Here is an 18,120-nt window from a genome sequence, read left to right as displayed (position 1 = left end):
CCGTCAGACCACCGCGTCCGTGGCGAGTGCATGGGCGCCGCCGGATACCGATGCCGGCTCGTCGAGCCGCTTCATCGTGTCGAGGACCGAATCGGCGGTCGGATCTCTCAACTCGTCGACGATCTTCCCGTCGGCGAGGAACACCACCCGGTCGGCGTACGCTGCCGCGCGCGGATCGTGCGTGACGATCACGACCGTCTGGTGGAACTCGTCGACGGCCGCACGCAGGATGGACAGCACCTCCCCCGAGGACTTCGAGTCGAGGTTTCCGGTGGGCTCGTCACCGAAGATGATCTCCGGCTGTCCGGCGAGCGCCCTGGCGCACGCCACCCGTTGCTGCTGTCCGCCGGACAACTCGCCGGGGCGATGCCCGAGGCGGTCCTGCAGACCCAGTTTGTCCAGCACGTTGTTCAACCACACCGCGTCGGGGGCCCGGCCCGCGATGTCGAGCGGAAGCGTGATGTTCTCGAGAGCGGTGAGGGTCGGCACCAGGTTGAACGCCTGGAAGACGAACCCGATACGGTCGCGGCGCAGCTGCGTCATCTGCTTGTCCGACAGCGTCGTCAGCTCGGTGTCGCCGATGAGCACCGAACCCGAACTGGCCGAGTCCAACCCGGCGAGGCAATGCATCAACGTCGACTTACCGGACCCGGAGGGGCCCATGATCGCAGTGAACTCACCACGGGCGAACTCCGCGGATACCGCGCTGAGCGCGTGGACCTGGGTGTCGCCGGTGCCGTAGGTCTTCGACAGCTCGACAGCACGGGCAGCGACAGCGGGGGCATGCGTGCTCATGATCGCCTTTCGTTTCTTCCGTGACGGCCCCACCCCGTGGTGACGGGTCGGGCCGGCGCGCGGGGCGCACTCCACCATCTTGTCGAGAGGTGGGTCGGGCCGCCATCGGGGACCACCCTGATCTTTCGCGGACGACGATCGTGGACCGGCACCGCGGAAACCTGAGCAGCGCGAGAGGCGGGCTGAGAGAATTCGGACACACCGGCGCGAAGGAGAAGCTCATGACCACCGAGTCCCCTAAGCCGAGAGCAGGCGCGCGATTCGTCGACGCCTTCCTCCAGTCGCCTTTCGCCGGACTGAGTCCGTGGATCGTGATGTCGCTGCTGTCGGGTCCGGGACGGTTCGAGGAATCGGTCGCCGCCGCTCTCGCGTTGTCGATCCTGTTCCTGTTTCTCAGCCATCGCCGGGGTGGTGCCCTCAAACCCCTCGAAGTGTTCGACATCGTCTACTTCGGCTGCCTCGCCGCTATCGGACTGTTCGCCTCCGACACGGTGATCACGTGGCTGGAGACGTGGTCGGGTGAAGTGTCGAGCCTTGCGCTGGTCGTTTTCGCGTTCGGCTCACTGCTGCTGCGCAACCCGTTCACCCTGCCGTACGCGAAAGAGACCACACCTGAGGAGTATTGGAGCTCACCGCTCTTCCTGGCGATCAACCAGCGCATCACACTGGTGTGGGCCCTGTCGTTCACGGTATCGGCGGCGGCCGGGCTGTTCGGCGACGCGGTGCTGGGGCAGCCGGACAACTTCTGGACGGGCTGGATCATTCCGATCGGGGCGTTGCTGTTCGCCCTGTCCTTCACCGAGTGGTATCCGGATGTGGCGACTGCGCGGGCGCCGCGGGAACCCGGGGAACCGGAAGAAGTGGCACCACCACTCCTGAAACTGTTCGAGTTCCTGCCACCGTTCGTGATGGGCGTGGGCATCGCCATGCTCGTCACCGACAATGACCCGGACTGGCTGGCGATCGCGCTCATCGTGGTCGGAATAGTCGCCGGCGCCGCGTTTCGCCGCACCGGCGCACGCAGGCCGGCCGCTTCCGCCGGGTGAGGGCAAAACCGTCCTGAGCCGTCCCCCGGCCACTAACCTTGTGACTGATGTCACACAGGAGAGGTGGGCGCATGTCGGACGCCGCGAACGGAATCATCTTCGACCGGCTCGCGCACTGGGCGCAGTTCCGACCGAACACCATCGCCGTGCAGTTCCAGGATCGCGCGTACACGTGGTCCGAATGGCGCGACCGCATTCTGCAGATCGCCGGAGCTCTGGCGGAAGGAGGAATACGGCAGGGAGACACGGTCGCCTTTCTCGACAAAAATCACCTCTCCTGCCTGGAGGTGACCTACGCGGCGGGTGTGCTCGGAGCGGCCACCGCGGTTCCCAACTGGCGGCTCGCCGGCGAGGAACTCGACTACGTGATCAACGACTGCCATGCCCGAATCCTCTTCGTCGGGAACGAATTTCTGCAACAGGTCATGGCGCTGCGCGATCGGATGACCGGTATCGAGCAATTCATCACCGTCGGTGGTGAGCACGACGAATTCGAGCCGTGGTTGACGGAGGCGTCCTCGTTGTGGCGGCCGCCCGTCGTGGATCCCGAGTCGACGACGTTGATTCTCTACAGCTCCGGAACCACCGGTAAGCCGAAGGGAGTGCAGCTGACGCACCGCAACCTGAACGCCCACAACGTCGACGCACTCGCCGTGCTTCCCGCCCGGGAGGACGACTGCTTCCTCGTCGCGATGCCGCTCTTTCACGTCGGTGGTAGCTGTTACGCGATCATGGGAATCCACGCCGGCGCTCGATGCCATGTCGCGCGGGATGCCGATGCCCCGTCACTGTTCGCAGGTCTTGCCGCCGGAGCCACTATCGCGTTCCTCGTTCCGCCGGTGATCGCGGGCGTCCTGGCCGCAGGCGAACAGGCCGTCGCCGCATTCGGCGCGCTCCGCCGCATCACGTACGGAGCGGCGCCGATGCCACTGCCGCTACTCCGGAGCGCGTTGGCTGCTTGGCCCAGGACGGAATTCGTCCAGGTGTACGGGATGACCGAATGCGCCGGTGTCGTCACAGCCCTCCTCCCCGAGGTGCACCGCGACGAAACGCAGGTCGAACGCATGGCGTCGGCGGGACAGCCCATTCCCGGCGTCGAGATGCGCATCGTGGACCCGGTTACCACCCGGGACGTCGCTCCCGGGGAAACCGGCGAATTATGGTGGCGCACGGAGCAGCGGACGCCGGGCTATCTCGGCAAACCCGAGGCGACGGCCGAGGCGATCACCGCCGACGGGTGGCTCCGCAGCGGCGACATGGGACGCGCGGACGCGGACGGATTCGTATACATCGAGGACCGTCTCAAGGACATGATCATCACCGGCGGTGAAAACGTCTACTCGCCCGAGATCGAGCGGGTGCTGGTCGAACACCCGGCGGTGGCGGAGGTGGCGGTGATCGGTGTGCCCGACGAGCATTGGGGCGAAACTGTGAAGGCGATCGTCGTCCCCGTCGAGGGAACCGTCGCCGACCCGGACGAGCTGATCCACTACACCCACCAGCGTCTGGCAAAGTTCAAATGCCCGACCAGCATCGACGTCGTCGAGATGCTGCCGCGCAATCCGACGGGGAAAATCCTCAAACGGGAACTACGTGCACCGTACTGGAAGGACCGCAGCCACAAGCTGGTGTGAGCACCATCCATACTGGAGTCGTGACCGGTCGATGCCCCTGCCTTCTCGGTGAGCCGTACGACGACTGCTGCGGACGGTTCCACCGCGGCGAGGCCACCGCCCCGACCGCCGAGCGGCTCATGCGGTCCCGTTTCAGCGCCTTCGCCGTCCTCGACGCCGACTATCTCCTGGCAACCTGGCATCCGAGCACCCGGCCTGACGGCCTCGACCTCGATCCCGCGCAGCGGTGGACCCGGCTCGACATCCTCGGGTCGAGCGGCGGCGGACTCCTCGACACCGCCGGCACCGTCGAGTTCCGGGCCCATTTCGTGTTGGACGGCGAGCGCGGCTCGCTCCACGAGAACAGCCGTTTCGTCCGCGTGGACGGTCGCTGGCTGTATCTCGACGCACGTGCGGCCGGCCTCTCAGTAATTAAGCCGGGGCGGCGGCTCCCACCTGTCTGATCGCCTCCGGCTTACGATCGAAACATGAACAACCACCGGATCGGCCCCGTCGCCGTCTTCGCCGCCTGCGCGCTGGCCTTGACACTCACCGGATGTTCGGAGTCGAACTCCGCCAGCAGTGTCGCGGCGACGTCACCCGCCGCCGCGGCGACCACGAGCACCGCACTCGAACCCGACGCATCGACGGTCCCGACCGACGCGTCGCCGAAGTCGTCCGAGGCGTCCGGTCCGGCGAAACTGACGGTGACCGACATCCGGATCGGTCGGCACGAGGGCTTCGATCGAGTGGTCTACGAACTCGGCGGAACGGGCACGCCGGGCTGGCGGGTCGAGTACGTCGACGAGGCCGTTCAGGACGGCAGCGGCAGGTCGATCCCGATGTCGGGCAACGGAATTCTCCAAGTGCTGATCGACGGCTCCGCATATCCCTTCGACAGCGGCGTGGAAGGGTATGCCGGTCCGAACCCATTGCCCGGGGAGCCCGGCGGGGTAGTGACCGAGGTCAACGGTGCCCTCGTCTTCGAAGGTGTCACCCAATCGTTCATCGGCGTGACGCGCCCCGACCTGCCGTTCACGGTGTCGAGTTTGTCGGGACCGACGAGGGTGGTCGTCGACATCGCGAGGTAGGGAGCACGCTCGGCACCCCAGCGCTTGACCTCGAGTTCGGTTCAGGTTCTACCGTCGTGTCATACCCACGCTCTACCGTGTGGGTAGCGACAGGAGGCCGCCGGCATGAGCATGGAAGTCACAGCGTGGAACGCGATGTACAACGCGATGCACGCCCAAGAGGATCGTCGACCGTTCTCGCGCACCACCTTGCGGCGGATCGCCGGCTTCGCCGCGCCGCACCGACGGAGCCTGGCGTGGTACCTCCTGCTCAGCGTGATCACCGCGGCGCTGGCCGTGGCCACACCGGTGCTCGCCGGCCGAGTGGTGGAGGCGATCATCGACGGCGACGCCGTGTCCGCCGTGGTCCGTCTGGCCGGGCTCATCGCGCTCATCGCCGTCCTCGAGGCCGCGCTGGGCCTGTGGACGCGATGGTTGTCGGCCAGCATCGGCGAGAACCTGATCCTCGATCTGCGAACCGCGGTGTTCGACCACGTGCAGCGCATGCCCATCGCGTTCTTCACCCGCACCCGCACAGGTGCCCTCGTGAGCCGCCTCAACAACGACGTGATCGGAGCGCAGCGCGCGTTCAGTGACACGCTCTCCGGTGTCGCCGCCAACCTCGTGACGCTCGGTATCACCCTCATCGTCATGATCGGAATCTCCTGGCAGATCACCCTCCTCGCGCTGCTGCTGCTGCCGATTTTCGTGCTGCCCGCCCGCCGGATGGGTGCCAAGCTCGCGCAGCTCAACCGGGAGGCCGCCAACTACAACTCGGTCATGAGCACCCAGATGACCGAACGGTTCTCGGCACCGGGAGCCACCCTCGTGAAGCTGTTCGGCCGTCCGTCGGAGGAGTCCGCCGAATTCGCGGTGCGGGCACGGCGGGTCCGCAACATCGGGGTCCGCACGGCGATGTTGCAGTCGGTGTTCGTCACCGCACTCACCCTGGTGTCGGCGTTGGCGCTGGCCCTCGTCTACGGTCTCGGCGGGTTCTACGCATTGCGCGGTCAGCTCGACGCCGGCGCCGTCGTCGCCATGGCGATGCTCCTCACCCGGTTGTACTCACCGCTCACCGCGCTCGCCAGTGCCCGCGTCGACGTGATGAGCGCGCTCGTCAGTTTCGAGCGCGTCTTCGAGGTTCTGGATCTGCAGCCGCTGATCCAGGAAAAACCCGACGCCACGGTAGTGCCCGACGGCCCCGTGTCGGTGGAATTCCGGAATGTGGAGTTCGCCTATCCGGCCGCCGACAAGGTGTCGCTGGCATCCCTCGAGGAGGTCGCGACCCTCGACACCCGGGAGGGCGTCGAGGTGCTGCACGGGGTGTCGTTCCGCGCCGAACCCGGCCAGATGGTCGCCTTGGTGGGATCGTCTGGAGCGGGAAAGTCCACCATTGCCCAGCTCGTCCCGCGGCTCTACGACGTGGATGCCGGCGTGGTCGAACTCGGCGGTGTCGATGTCCGGGATCTCACCGCCGACTCCGTCCGCGCCACCGTCGGCATGGTGACGCAGGACGGGCACCTCTTCCATGACACCGTCCGCGCCAACCTCCTGCTCGCCCGCCCGGGCGCCTCCGCCGCCGAACTGGACGAGGTGCTGGAACGGGCCAGGCTCACCGAACTGGTCGCAGCGCTGCCCGACGGCCTCGACACGGTGGTCGGCGAACGTGGCTATCGGCTCTCCGGCGGTGAGCGGCAACGACTGACCATCGCCCGACTGCTGCTCGCCCATCCGCGCGTCGTCATCCTCGACGAGGCCACCGCGCATCTCGATTCGACGTCGGAGGCGGCGGTGCAGGAGGCATTGGGCGAGGCACTGGCCGGACGAACCGCCGTGGTGATCGCACACCGGCTCTCCACCGTCCGCGCCGCCGACCTGATTCTCGTGATCGAGGCCGGACGAGTCGTCGAACGCGGCACCCACAGCGAACTCCTCGCCCTGGGTGGCCGCTACCAGGAGCTGTACCGCACCCAGTTCGACACGGGTACCCAGTCGTCGCCCACCCTGACGGAGGTCATCTCGGCTACGACGTAAGCCGGCGGATCGCGCCGAGGGGCAACGACATCCACCGCGGGCGGTTCCGGGCCTCGTACACCACTTCGTAGACGGCCTTGTCCAGTTCGTAGGCGCGAAGCAGGACTGATGAAGACCGAGGGTCGTCACCGGCGACCGAGGTATATCCCTCGCAGAAAGCCGTTCCGTTGCGGTGGGCCCACTCACGCGCGCGGAACTCGCGCTGCGACGCTGCCGCTTCCGTCACGGAGTCGGCGAGCAGGTGATGTGCGGCGTAATCGAAGGAACGCAGCATGCCCGCGACGTCGCGCAGGCGGCTGTCCGGTTCCCGCCGCTCGGTCAGCGTCTTGGCGGGTTCTCCCTCGAAGTCGATGAGCAACCACCGTTCGGGGGTTCGGAGCACCTGGCCGAGGTGGAGGTCGCCGTGGATCCGCTGCACCGTGATGCTCCCCAGCGACTCGGCCTCCGCGTACCGTTCCCGAATGGCGGGGGCTACTTCCGCCAACTCGGGAACGACCTCGGTAGCCGCCTCCAGACGGCGCAGCATTGCCGCCACCGTCGTGGACGTGACTGCCTTGTCCTCGGTGCCGAGCGCCCGCGCGAGGGTGGCGTGCACCTCGGCGACCGCAGCCCCCATGCGATACGACTCCCCCGCGAAGTCCGTCCCGACCTCGTCTGCGCGGAGGTCCGCCTCCATCAGAAGGTCGCGCACGCTCCCGAGTGCCATGGTCCACCCGTCCGCCGAATTGGCGGCGAAGTCCTGGACCATCGCCAGCGTCGTTTCGATGCCTTCCACGTCGGATTCGATCCACGCGCGCAAGGTGGCCACGTACTCGCTGCCTGCCTCGCCGAGTACCCGGTGCATCTCCACGTCCGGGTTCGTCCCCGGGGTCACGAGGCGGAAGATTTTCATCAGCAACTTGTCGCCGAGCACCACGGACGTATTCGATTGTTCAGCGCCGAGGGTCCGCCCCTTCAGGCCGGGTTCGATGACGCTTCCGGGAGCGGTCCGCAGCCGGATCGGCCCCGAGCCCTGCGGCGACGCGAGCCGTTCCGCGTAGAGATCGATCACTTCGGCGTCGTGCAGGCCGTCGTAGGCGAACCATTCCGAACCGACATCTCCGTCGGGCGCAGGTAGCGCCCAGGGCACCAGGTCTTCGGGAAGGTGACTGCGGAAACCGAGCGGCACCTGATAGACCTGCGGTGGCCCGGTCTCGAAGTCCACCGAGACCAGGAGGTGATCGACCGCGAACCCCGGCACACCGGCGAGAGGCTGGCGCAGCAGGATCCGGACACCGGAAATGGTGTTCCCCTTGGCAGCGAACCAGCGGCGCTCGGGTAGCCATCGAGCGAGCTGGGGCTCGAGGATGTGGTCGGGGATTGTCGTCGGTTGATTCACGGCTGTACCGCCTGTTCTGCCTCGCTGCTCACCGGGTGACCGTCTGCCACTCCGCCGTCCCGTGGATCCGGTTGCAGGGCAAACCAGAAGAAGCCGTGCCCCGGCAATGTGACCATGTATCCGTCATCCGTGATCGGCGGGAACGGAACCGATCCGGTGAGTTCCACCGGGATGCGACCGGCGTATTGCGACAAGTCGAGGATCACCGCCTGCGGATATCTCGACAGGTTGTTGACACACAGGATGACATCCGCGGGTGCGCCTTCCGAGCTGGGCGGCGTTTCCCGCACATAGGACAGTACGGCCGGGTTGGCGCTGCCCAGTTCGGTGAACGAGGCGGTACCGAACGCCGGATGCTGTTTCCGCACCTGGATCATTCGCCGCGTCCAGTGGAGCAGGCTGTTGGTCGAGTTCATCTGCGCTTCGACGTTCACCGACTGATATCCGTACGTGGGGTCCATGATGACCGGCAGATACATTCGGGCCGGATCCGCGCGGGAGAACCCGGCGTTGCGGTCGGGCGTCCACTGCATGGGAGTACGGACGGAATCCCGATCACCCAGCCAGATGTTGTCGCCCATACCGATCTCGTCGCCGTAGTATAGGACGGGAGAGCCCGGCAGGCTGAGTAGCAGTGCCGTGAAGAGCTCGAGCTGGTTGCGATCGTTCTCGAGCAGCGGCGCGAGACGACGGCGAATACCGATGTTCGCCTTCATCCGCGGGTCCTGTGCGTATTCGGCATACATGTAGTCGCGCTCCTCGTCGGACACCATCTCGAGCGTCAACTCGTCATGATTTCGCAAGAAGATTCCCCACTGGCACGAACTGGGAATGGGTGGTGTCTGCGCGAGAATCTCCGAGATCGGGAAGCGGTTCTGTCGGCGCACGGCCATGAAGATTCGCGGCATCAGCGGGAAGTGGAACGCCATGTGGCATTCGTCGCCGACGTCCGGTTCGCCGAAGTACTCGACCACGTCGGAGGGCCACTGATTCGCCTCGGCGAGCAGCGCGCGGCCCGGGTACTCGGCGTCCATCACGGCCCGGCACTTCTTCAGGAATGCGTGCGTCTCGGGCAGGTTCTCGCAGTTGGTGCCTTCACGCTCGAACAGGTACGGGACGGCATCCAACCGGAATCCGTCGATACCGAGGTCCAGCCAGAACCGGAGCACGTCGATCATGGCGTCCTGAACTTCGGGATTGTCATAGTTCAGGTCCGGCTGGTGGGAGAAGAAGCGATGCCAGTAGTACTGTTTGCGCACCGGATCCCACGTCCAGTTGGATGTCTCGGTGTCGACGAAAATGATTCGCGCGTCCGGATATCCTTCGTCGGTGTCGGACCACACGTAGAAGTCGCCGTACGGGCCGTCGGGGTCGCTGCGCGACTCCTGGAACCAGGCGTGCGTGTCGGACGTGTGGTTCATGACGAGATCGGTGATCACCCGGATCCCGCGCCGGTGCGCCTCGTCGAAGAGGTGAACGAAGTCCTCGACTGTACCGAATTCCGGTAATACAGCACGGAAGTCACGGATGTCGTAGCCGCCGTCACGCAATGGGGAGTCGTAGAAGGGCGGCAACCACAGGCAGTCGACACCGAGCCAGGACAGATAGTCGAGCTTGGCGGTCAACCCCTCGAGGTCGCCGGTGCCGTCTCCGGAAGAGTCGTAGAAGGCGCGGACCAGGACCTCGTAGAACACTGCGGTTTTGAACCACTCGTGGTCGACCGTCAGTTCCCGGGCATGGGAGAAATCTTCGGACCGTGCCTCGACGATGTGGCCCTCCAGGTCGTGTTCCGGCTCGGCGTTGACGGAGGGCGACGGTTCTTCCAGGGGCATTAGCACCTCGGTATGCGACTCGATCACAGGAACCGCGAGGTTCCTCGGACACTTCCTCGATCGTAGGGCGGGTCAGCCTGAAGCGCTCGGAACGCGGGCAGCGGAGCGTCCCCGGAAGAGGCCGGCAACTTTCCTTGACTTCGACGGTAAACGCGGACAGAAGGTGTCCTCTATCGGCGCGAGACTGTGTTCATGAACGAGACGACGCACAACGACATTTCCGACGAACGCAGCCTGCTGCTGCTCCTACTCGAGCATCAGCGCACCGCGTTTCGCAACGCCATGTCGGGCCTGACAGAGGAGCAGGCGCGCAGCGTGCCCAGCGCGAGTGAGATGAGTCTGTCCTCACTCCTCAAACACGTGATCGACGGGGAGGAATCGATGACGGCCCGCGTTCTGGGAACACCGCGCGCCGAGGGGTCCGACCCGGTTGCCGCATGGACGGCTGCCTGGAATGTCGCCGAGGACGAAACCGTCGAAGTACTCCTCGCCCGGCTCGACCGAGCCGGGCGAACCAGGGAGGCCGCGATCGCCGCGGAACCCGATCTCGGCAGGGACGTCCACCTGCCCGCCGACGTGGCGAAATGGATGACGCCGGGTGTTGTTTTCACTGTCCGCTTCATGCTCGTCCACCAGCTCGAGGAGATGGCCCGCCATGCCGGGCATGCCGACATCATCCGACAGTCCATCGACGGTGCACGGGCCGATACCCTGGCCGGCGGCACCGCCTGGTCCTGACGGGCGCGCAGTGCTCGGGTAGATTCACCGCTCGGACGGCGCTGCAGAGCCGCCCGAGGAGCGACGACGAGGAGTTCAGGTGGACGGTGTGAGCGGAACGCGGCGTGTGGTCGCCGCAGCAGCGGTCGGCATTGTGGCGACTTTCGGTCTGTCAGGAACGGCGTCGGCCCAGCCCTCGGCACCGAGTGTTCCCGGACTGGCGGAATTGCGCGCCCAGGCGGACAGGCCCGGTGAGCAGGTCGCGGTCGAGGCCCTGGCCTCGTCCACGGCGCTTCGGGACGTGGCCGGGACACACACCCCGTTCCTATACACGGCACCGACAGTGGGCTGCGGCACCGTCGCCCCGGTCACGCTCACCCTAGCCTCGGGAACCACCGACCCCGCCGCTGCGGCGATCAGCTTCCAGGCGCTCTCCGCCTACCCCGGCGTCGTCCAGTCGTCCGGGCTCACCGTCGCGTGGATCAACACCAATACCGGCGCCAGCGGCATCCTGCCGCTCGACGGCGTCACCGAGGGCGGCTACCCGTCGCTGTCGAAGGTTGTGGCCACCGGACCGGGCACCGTCGTTGCGTCGATCTTCGGCACCGTCGGCTACACCGGCGCCACCTGTTATGTACTGCCCACCGTGGGGACGTTCCTCGTTCCCACCGAGGGTCCTCTACCCGCCGACGCGGCCGGTCAGCCGGCGCCGGCTCCCGCTCCCCCGGCGTAATGACCGGGGGCTCGGCAGGGCCTCTTCTCGGCGAGCCGCGCGGGTACTACTCGCGCGGCTTTCTTCTGCTGTCGCGGTCACGCTGGAACTTGCCGGCGTCGCGGTCGCCCCGGGCAGGCCTTCCCGACGGTGGGCCGGAGTCGGGCTGAAGCTGGATCAGCACACCGGAGATGCGGGTGCGCCGCAGGGCCTCGAGCGTCTCCCGGGACAGGTCTGCGGGTAGTTCCACCAGGCTGTGATCGGGACGGATGCTGATGTGCCCGAAATCGCTGCGCCGCAGCCCACCCTCGTTGGCGATGGCACCCACGATGGCGCCGGGCACCACACGATGCCGCTTCCCCACCGCGATGCGATAGGTGGCGAGTTCCTGACCCTCCGGGCCCCGCGACCGGGTGGGCGGGCCGTCGTCGAATCGACGGGCCGGACGCTCCCGGGGTTCGCGCGGTTCACGCTCGCGACGCGGCGGAGGCGGCGGTTCGGGTGACATCAGGAATGCATCACCGTCGCGCGACTGCACCGCGAGCGCTGCTGCGATGTCGGCGAGCGGCACGTCGTGCTCCTGCTCGTAGTCCTCGATCATCTTGCGGAACAACGCAAGGTTGTCGGAGGTGAGGCTCTCGGTGATGGAGTCGCCGAACTTCGCGACGCGCTGCGCGTTGACGTCGTCGACGCTCGGAAGCTGCATCTCTGCCAGCGGCTGGCGTGTTGCCTTCTCGATCGCCTTGAGGAGGTGCCGTTCCCGGGGTGCGACGAACAACAGAGCCTCGCCCGCGCGTCCTGCTCGACCGGTACGGCCGATGCGGTGCACGTAGGACTCCGTGTCGTGCGGGATGTCGTAGTTGACCACGTGAGAGATGCGGTCGACATCGAGACCGCGGGCAGCGACGTCGGTGGCGACAAGGATGTCGAGAGCACCACTCTTGAGCTGGCCGATGGTTCGTTCACGCTGCGCCTGCACGATGTCGCCGTTGATCGCGGCAGCCGAGAACCCACGGGCGCGCAGGCGTTCGGCGAGATCTTCCGTGGCCTGCTTGGTGCGCACGAAGATGATCATGGCCTCGAACGACTCCACCTCGAGAACACGAGTGAGGGCGTCGAGCTTGCGCTGATGCGCCACCTGCACGTACCGCTGCGAGATGTTGGACGCGGTGGACGTCTTCGACTTCACCGTGATCTCGATGGGATCGTGCAGATACTGCTTGGAAATTTTGCGGATCGCGCCCGGCATGGTGGCCGAGAACAACGCCACCTGTTTCTGTTCCGGCGTATCGGACAGGATCCGTTCGACGTCCTCCTGGAAGCCCATCTTCAGCATCTCGTCGGCCTCGTCGAGGACGAGGTACGACAGCTTGGACAGGTCGAGCGTGCCCTTTTCCAGGTGGTCGATGACCCGGCCGGGCGTGCCGACGACGACGTGGGCGCCGCGGCGCAGCCCGGACAACTGGACGCCGTAGCTCTGGCCGCCGTAGATCGGCAGCACATGAAGACCCGGAATATGGGTCGCGTACTTACCGAACGCCTCCGCGACCTGCAGAGCCAGCTCACGCGTCGGTGCGAGCACCAGGGCCTGCGGCGACTTCTGGGTGAGGTCGATCCGGGAGAGGATCGGAACCGCGAACGCGGCAGTTTTGCCGGTACCGGTCTGGGCCAGTCCGACGACGTCGTTACCTGCGAGCAGAGGCGGGATGGTGGCTGCCTGGATCGGCGAGGGCGACTCGTAGCCCACATCGGACAGTGCCTTCAAGACCCGATCATCGATGTCGAGGTCGGCAAAAGTGGGCGGTTCGGGTTCACGTTCGATATCACTCATTGACCAGCAGTTTAGTGCACGACTCGGCGCCGCAGCGCCATGCCGGGTAAATACGCGGCCACCGGCACGGGAGACACCTGTGCCGGGTCGTCGCCTAGCGTGGACGGCATGGTCGATGTCGCCGTCATTCAGTTCGCCCCCGGTCAGGACAAGCAGGAGAACGCGAGCACCCTTCGCAGGCTGGCCACCGAGGCGTCGGGTCGCGGCGCACAGGTGGTCGTGGCCCCCGAGTACGCGATGTTCACGGCTCCGCGGACGGACCACCGACTCGTGGAGTCGGCGGAGGGACTGGACGGCACGTTCGTGACAGCGCTGGCCGAGACCGCCGCCCAGCTGCAGATACACCTGGTGGCCGGAGTCAACGAATTGCTGCCCGGCGACGACCACATCTCCAACACGTTGGTGGCTCTCGGCCCGACGGGAGACATCGTTGCCACGTACCGCAAGCTGCACCTCTACGACGCCTTCGGGTACAAGGAATCGGAGGTGATCCGCGCGGGCGAGATCGGGACCCCCGAGACGTTCGCCGTCGACGGTCTCACCTTCGGGATGCAGACTTGCTACGACCTTCGATTCCCGGAGGTCACCCGCCGCATCGTCGACGCAGGCACCGACGTCCTGCTCCTCCCTGCGCAGTGGGTGCCGGGACCGCTCAAGGAGGATCACTGGTCCACACTCGTGCGGGCACGAGCGATCGAGAACACCATCTACGTGGCCGCGGCCGACCAGAGCGCGCGCACGGGGGCCGGAGCCAGCATGGTCGTCGATCCCATGGGTGTGACCGTCGCTGCGCTCGGCGAACGGGTGGGCACCGCCATCGCCACGGTGACCGCGGAACGCATCACCGAGGTGCGCGAGAAGAACCCCGCGCTCGCCCTGCGGAGATTCACCGTCACGGAGATCTGAGTTGTATTTCCGCGCCCGGAAGTGGAGTAGTTTCGAAGACGAACCGTTCTTCCCGATTCGGAGCGTTCGATGCAGTACACCAGTCGGGCGGACGCCGGTCGTCGGCTGGCCGCCTCACTCGAGCATCTACGCGGAAACGACCTGGTGGTCCTGGGCCTGCCGCGCGGCGGCGTCCCTGTCGCCTTCGAGGTCGCCGCGGCGCTCGCCGCCCCCCTCGATGTGGTTCTCGTACGCAAACTCGGTGTCCCCTGGCAGCCCGAACTCGCGATGGGCGCGATCGGCGAAGGAGACGCCCGGGTCGTCAACGACGACGTGCTTCGGATCGCCCGGGTCAGCAAGACAGCCCTCGCCATGGTCGAGGCCAAGGAGCGCCGGGAACTCGAGCGTCGAGCGCAGGTGTTGCGCGGCGGCAGGAACCGCGTGCCGATACGAGGACGCACCGCCGTCATAGTCGACGACGGCATGGCGACCGGTGCGACGGCGGCTGTGGCCTGCCAGTTCGTCAAGAAGTCGGGGGCGTCGCGCATCGTCGTCGCGGTTCCGGTGGCCGCGCCCGAGGCCGTCTCCCGTCTGCGCGTCACGGCCGACGAGGTGGTCTGCCCGTACACCCCATTCGACCTCGGTGGCGTTGGCAACGCCTACGACGACTTCCATCAACTTGCAGACAGCGAGGTCACAGACCTGCTCGCCACGATATGACAGTCGTTCTCGAGTAAATCTCAGCGAGAGTGCAACGTTCCTGGAGTGACGGTCGATACACCGGACAGAGCACAGAACAGACTGCCTTTGGAGGATCTCGTGACCGTCTCTGCCGATACCGTCGAAACCGTGGTGGCCGCATGTCGCGACCGGCTGGGTGATCCGTCCGGCTGGGTCACCTCTGATGTCTATCGGCACAGCCTCGCCCTGTGCATCATCGAGTCCGTGCAGTCGAGCGCGGGACACAGCGAGGTCGCCGTCGTCGATCGGTATCTGGCGTACCGCCGGGCGGACGCCGGACGGCCGCTCACCGACGGTGCCCGTGACCTGCTCCGCACGTTCGAGGAGGCAGGCAGTTCGGATCAGTGGGCCGGCAAGGTCGGCTCCTACAAGCGCCGCTACACCGCGACGGGTGTGCCGATCGAGGCACGCCACATCCAGCAGGCAGCCGAGCGACTACACCAGCTCCGCGTCAACAGCATCGACGACCTCCTCGAGGCCGCTCGGGACGAGGCGGCGCTGGAGCAGATCCATCAGGCCTGGGTCGACGTGTGCGGTGAGAACAGCGACGTCACGTGGGCGCACTTCCTGATGCTCGCGGGAATCCCCGGGGTGCGACCCAACCGGGTGGCGGAGGTCTTCGTCAACGGCGCCCTGGGCATCTCGGAGGCGACCGATGCCGGTGCCGCGGACGAAATCCTCGAGGCCACCGCGACCGAGCTCGGGGTCGACCCCGAGCAGCTCGACTACGCGATCCGGCGGTGGCTTGCGGCCAATTCTCGCCGCCTCGACGACGTCGCGTAGATACCAGTTTACGTCTGGTTACACATATTCTCGCAGGTCAGAAGCAACTTACCCAAAACGGACATCGGCGCTAGTGCGAAACCCGGACAATTGTGATCGAATGCACATCCGTCATGTTGTTTCAGTGGAGGGGTCATAGTGCGAGAGTTTTCGGTACCGCAGTCGTTCTCAATTCCGGAGGACGCCTCTATGGCCGACTCGGTCTTCCGTCATGCCGAGGAGGATCCGACGTTCGTACCGTTCAAGCGTCCGAGTAACGGCGGCTGGACGGACGTCACCGCCGCCGAGTTCGCGAAGCAGGTCTCGGCAGTCGCGAAGGGTCTGATCGCGTCCGGCATCGAACTCGGTGATCGTGTCGCAATCCTGTCCGCGACCCGGTACGAGTGGGTTGTCATCGACTACGCGATCTGGACGGCCGGCGGTTGCACCGTCGCCATCTACGAGACGTCCGCGCCCGATCAGGCCAAGTGGATCCTCGAGGATTCCGGCACATCGCTGCTCGTCGTCGAGAACGCCAAGCACGCGCAGGCCCTGCGGGTCGTCACCGACGAAGCCGCGGATCTGCGGGAGGTGCTGCAGATCGATGCCGGGGCGAGCGAAGCGACGGGAGAATCCTCCGGGGCTATCGAGGAACTGACGAAGCGTGGGCAGAGCGTCACGGACGAGCAGTTGCACGAACGTCGTCACCAGGTGCGAGCATCGTCGCCCGCCACCCTCATCTACACCTCGGGCACCACAGGCCGGCCCAAGGGCGTGCAGTTGACGCACGCCAATTTCTACGCCGAGTCCGCTGCCGTGAAGCTGGCGCTCTCCGATGCGATGTACGCGGGCCGCCGCACTCTGATGTTCCTGCCGCTCGCGCACGTCTTCGCCCGCGCCATCTCGTTCGGCGCCTTCGACGCGAAGGTCACCGTTGCACACACCGCGGATCTGACGACGCTGCTCGACCAGTTCGCCGCGTTCAAGCCGCACTTCATCCTTTCGGTTCCCCGCGTGTTCGAGAAGGTCTACAACTCCGCGAAGCAGAAGGCGTACGACGGCGGTAAGGGCAGCATCTTCGAGAAGGCGTCCGCCACCGCCATCGCGTACAGCGAGGCTCAGGACAAGGGTGGCGCGGGCCTCGGGCTCAAGCTCAAGCACGCCCTGTTCGACAAGCTGGTGTACTCGAAGCTGCGCACCGCGCTCGGTGGCGAATGCGACCGCGCCGTCTCCGGTGGTGCGGCTCTCGGTGCCCGGCTCGGCCACTTCTTCCGTGGCGTCGGCATTCCCGTGTACGAGGGTTACGGCCTCACCGAGACCAGCGCCGCCATCTCCGTGAACACAACGTCCGCGCAGAAGGTCGGCACGGTCGGGAAGCCGATCGACGGCCATGCCGCGAAGATCGGGGAGGACGGTGAGCTGCTCGTCAAGGGACCCGTCGTCTTCAGTGGGTACTGGCACAACGACCAGGCCACCGCCGACTCGATCCGCGACGGCTGGTTCCACACAGGTGACCTCGGGTCGATCGACGAAGAGGGATTCATCTCGATCACCGGCCGCAAGAAGGAAATCATCGTCACCGCCGGCGGCAAGAATGTGGCGCCGGCGGTCCTCGAGGACGCCCTTCGCGCACATCCGCTGATCAGCCAGTGCCTCGTGGTCGGTGACGGTAAACCGTTCATCGGGGCGCTCATCACCCTCGACGCCGAGACCCTCCCCGGCTGGAAGGAACGTCACGGGCTGGCCGCCGACACCCCGGTGTCCGAACTGGTCAAGAACCCGGACCTGGTCGCCGAGATCGACGAGGCCGTGGCCGAGGGCAACAAGAAGGTGTCCAACCCGGAACGGATCAAGAAGTACCGGATCCTCGAGGTCGACTTCTCGCAGGAAACCGGCGAACTCACCCCCACGCTGAAGCTCAAGCGCAACGTCATCCACAAGGAACACGGCGCGGCCATCGAGGCCATCTACGCGTAAGCGGCTCCGCCGCCCGTGAGTGGCCGAGGAGTGCATCGACTCCTCGGCCACTCACGTGCGCGTAGCGCCCAAGATGAAGTCGCGTACCACCGCGGTGACAGCGGGGTGAACCTTCTCGTGCAGTAGGTCGTGGCCGGCGTCGTCGAACTCCCGGAACTCGAGGCCGGCGATTCCCGTCGCCCATGTCCGGATCGGGTCGATGGGTGCGATGCGGTCGTCCACGCCGTGCACCACGAGCAGCGGCATCTCGAGAACGCCCAACATATCCGCCGTCTGCGCCGCGGCGGCGGACTTCGGTGTCCCGCACAGAATCGCACACCGGAAGCCCGCGTTCCCACGCGCGAGGAGTTCCATCGAGACGGCGGCACCCAGCGAATGTCCCATCAACGCCGTCGGGACGTGCGGTGCGCCTTCTTCGGCGAGGGCGGTGAGGAGCGCGCCGTCCTCGGCCAGTTCCGCGACGGATCCCGGCTGGTCGCCTTCGGACAGGCCGTGTCCCGCCTGGTCGATGCCCCACACGCCGATACCTGCCGACGTCAGGGCGCGCGCGAAGCGATGGTAGTGACCCGTGTGCTGACCCATCCCGTGCAGGAACACGAGCTGGGCGACCGGATTGTCGGCCGGCCAATGCCGGTAGTGCACTCGCCCGGAGTGGCCGTCGAAGAAAGGCATGGCTGCCATTCTGGGGCTGTCACACCCCGATGGCACAATCGGGCGCGTGAACTCA

The 18,120-nt window shown here is 66.3% G+C and carries 16 protein-coding genes; 11 read left to right on the top strand and 5 right to left on the bottom strand.

The window, feature by feature from the left end:
• Positions 1-3: 3 nt before the first annotated feature.
• Positions 4-795, bottom strand: coding sequence for an ABC transporter ATP-binding protein (locus tag GFS60_RS25315; RefSeq protein ID WP_109331726.1), 792 nt, complete (start codon positions 793-795; stop codon positions 4-6).
• 221 nt (positions 796-1,016) lie between these two features.
• Between GFS60_RS25315 and GFS60_RS25310 the strand changes: the two genes are divergently transcribed.
• The 5 genes from GFS60_RS25310 to GFS60_RS25290 all read left to right on the top strand — a co-directional run bounded on the left by GFS60_RS25310 (position 1,017) and on the right by GFS60_RS25290 (position 6,558).
• On the top strand, positions 1,017-1,841 hold the full coding sequence (locus GFS60_RS25310) for a hypothetical protein (RefSeq protein WP_159925511.1): 825 nt from the start codon (positions 1,017-1,019) through the stop codon (positions 1,839-1,841).
• A gap of 71 nt (positions 1,842-1,912) precedes the next feature.
• Positions 1,913-3,475 (top strand): long-chain-fatty-acid--CoA ligase, encoded by a 1,563-nt coding sequence (locus GFS60_RS25305; RefSeq protein ID WP_159925509.1) that lies wholly within the window; start codon positions 1,913-1,915, stop codon positions 3,473-3,475.
• Complete coding sequence (locus tag GFS60_RS25300; RefSeq protein WP_159925507.1) at positions 3,472-3,918, top strand: YchJ family protein; 447 nt, start codon at positions 3,472-3,474, stop codon at positions 3,916-3,918. The genes GFS60_RS25305 and GFS60_RS25300 overlap by 4 nt, the downstream gene beginning before the upstream one ends.
• Before the next feature lie 24 nt (positions 3,919-3,942).
• A complete protein-coding gene (locus GFS60_RS25295) occupies positions 3,943-4,545 on the top strand; it encodes an AMIN-like domain-containing (lipo)protein (protein ID WP_159925505.1) in 603 nt (200 codons plus the stop codon).
• A gap of 105 nt (positions 4,546-4,650) precedes the next feature.
• Positions 4,651-6,558 carry an ABC transporter ATP-binding protein gene (locus GFS60_RS25290; RefSeq protein WP_159925503.1) on the top strand — a complete coding sequence of 636 codons (1,908 nt, stop codon included), beginning with the start codon at positions 4,651-4,653 and terminating at the stop codon, positions 6,556-6,558.
• On the opposite strand, the gene GFS60_RS25285 is transcribed toward GFS60_RS25290, so the two are convergent.
• Together GFS60_RS25285 and treS are read right to left on the bottom strand one after the other, a co-directional pair.
• Positions 6,548-7,936, bottom strand: coding sequence for a maltokinase N-terminal cap-like domain-containing protein (locus tag GFS60_RS25285; RefSeq protein WP_159925501.1), 1,389 nt, complete (start codon positions 7,934-7,936; stop codon positions 6,548-6,550). The genes GFS60_RS25290 and GFS60_RS25285 overlap by 11 nt on opposite strands.
• Positions 7,933-9,768, bottom strand: a complete 1,836-nt coding sequence (gene treS / locus GFS60_RS25280; RefSeq protein WP_159925499.1) for a maltose alpha-D-glucosyltransferase — start codon at positions 9,766-9,768, stop codon at positions 7,933-7,935. The genes GFS60_RS25285 and treS overlap by 4 nt, the downstream gene beginning before the upstream one ends.
• A gap of 192 nt (positions 9,769-9,960) precedes the next feature.
• Here treS and GFS60_RS25275 point away from each other — a divergent pair, with 192 nt between their 5' ends.
• Positions 9,961-10,506 carry a mycothiol transferase gene (locus GFS60_RS25275; protein WP_159925497.1) on the top strand — a complete coding sequence of 182 codons (546 nt, stop codon included), beginning with the start codon at positions 9,961-9,963 and terminating at the stop codon, positions 10,504-10,506.
• Positions 10,507-10,585: 79 nt separating this feature from the next.
• Entirely contained in the window at positions 10,586-11,218 is a 633-nt protein-coding gene (locus tag GFS60_RS25270) for a hypothetical protein (protein WP_201453446.1), read from the top strand.
• A gap of 46 nt (positions 11,219-11,264) precedes the next feature.
• Here GFS60_RS25270 and GFS60_RS25265 read toward each other — a convergent pair whose 3' ends face one another.
• On the bottom strand, positions 11,265-13,028 hold the full coding sequence (locus GFS60_RS25265) for a DEAD/DEAH box helicase (RefSeq protein ID WP_159925495.1): 1,764 nt from the start codon (positions 13,026-13,028) through the stop codon (positions 11,265-11,267).
• Positions 13,029-13,136: 108 nt separating this feature from the next.
• On the opposite strand from GFS60_RS25265, the gene GFS60_RS25260 reads away from it, so the two are divergent.
• The 4 genes from GFS60_RS25260 (at position 13,137) to GFS60_RS25245 (ending at position 17,393) form a co-directional block, all read left to right on the top strand.
• Complete coding sequence (locus GFS60_RS25260) at positions 13,137-13,934, top strand: carbon-nitrogen hydrolase family protein (RefSeq protein WP_159925493.1); 798 nt, start codon at positions 13,137-13,139, stop codon at positions 13,932-13,934.
• A gap of 69 nt (positions 13,935-14,003) precedes the next feature.
• Entirely contained in the window at positions 14,004-14,633 is a 630-nt protein-coding gene (locus GFS60_RS25255; RefSeq protein ID WP_159925491.1) for a phosphoribosyltransferase, read from the top strand.
• A 99-nt stretch (positions 14,634-14,732) separates the two neighbouring features.
• Entirely contained in the window at positions 14,733-15,437 is a 705-nt protein-coding gene (locus GFS60_RS25250) for a heme peroxidase (RefSeq protein ID WP_159925489.1), read from the top strand.
• Positions 15,438-15,575: 138 nt separating this feature from the next.
• Positions 15,576-17,393, top strand: a complete 1,818-nt coding sequence (locus GFS60_RS25245) for an AMP-dependent synthetase/ligase (protein ID WP_159925487.1) — start codon at positions 15,576-15,578, stop codon at positions 17,391-17,393.
• A gap of 51 nt (positions 17,394-17,444) precedes the next feature.
• Here the strand turns inward: GFS60_RS25245 and GFS60_RS25240 are convergent, their stop codons facing one another.
• Entirely contained in the window at positions 17,445-18,065 is a 621-nt protein-coding gene (locus tag GFS60_RS25240) for an alpha/beta hydrolase (protein WP_159925485.1), read from the bottom strand.
• Between the last annotated feature and the right edge of the window lie 55 nt (positions 18,066-18,120).

The organism is Rhodococcus sp. WAY2 (assembly GCF_009859915.1).
GTDB lineage: Bacteria > Actinomycetota > Actinomycetes > Mycobacteriales > Mycobacteriaceae > Rhodococcus_F > Rhodococcus_F oxybenzonivorans.
Note: the sequence above shows the minus strand (reverse complement) of the source record. Positions and strands in the feature narration are given on the sequence as shown.

Excerpts from the sequence above, each read along its gene's own strand:
- GFS60_RS25265 (WP_159925495.1), bottom strand. The coding sequence starts at position 13,028 with ATGAGTGATATCGAACGTGAACCCGAACCGCCCACTTTTGCCGACCTC.
- GFS60_RS25275 (WP_159925497.1), top strand. The coding sequence starts at position 9,961 with ATGAACGAGACGACGCACAACGACATTTCCGACGAACGCAGCCTGCTG.
- GFS60_RS25315 (WP_109331726.1), bottom strand. The coding sequence starts at position 795 with ATGAGCACGCATGCCCCCGCTGTCGCTGCCCGTGCTGTCGAGCTGTCG.
- GFS60_RS25240 (WP_159925485.1), bottom strand. The coding sequence starts at position 18,065 with ATGCCTTTCTTCGACGGCCACTCCGGGCGAGTGCACTACCGGCATTGG.
- GFS60_RS25305 (WP_159925509.1), top strand. The coding sequence starts at position 1,913 with ATGTCGGACGCCGCGAACGGAATCATCTTCGACCGGCTCGCGCACTGG.
- GFS60_RS25290 (WP_159925503.1), top strand. The coding sequence starts at position 4,651 with ATGAGCATGGAAGTCACAGCGTGGAACGCGATGTACAACGCGATGCAC.
- GFS60_RS25260 (WP_159925493.1), top strand. The coding sequence starts at position 13,137 with ATGGTCGATGTCGCCGTCATTCAGTTCGCCCCCGGTCAGGACAAGCAG.
- GFS60_RS25295 (WP_159925505.1), top strand. The coding sequence starts at position 3,943 with ATGAACAACCACCGGATCGGCCCCGTCGCCGTCTTCGCCGCCTGCGCG.
- GFS60_RS25255 (WP_159925491.1), top strand. The coding sequence starts at position 14,004 with ATGCAGTACACCAGTCGGGCGGACGCCGGTCGTCGGCTGGCCGCCTCA.
- treS (WP_159925499.1), bottom strand. The coding sequence starts at position 9,768 with ATGCCCCTGGAAGAACCGTCGCCCTCCGTCAACGCCGAGCCGGAACAC.
- GFS60_RS25310 (WP_159925511.1), top strand. The coding sequence starts at position 1,017 with ATGACCACCGAGTCCCCTAAGCCGAGAGCAGGCGCGCGATTCGTCGAC.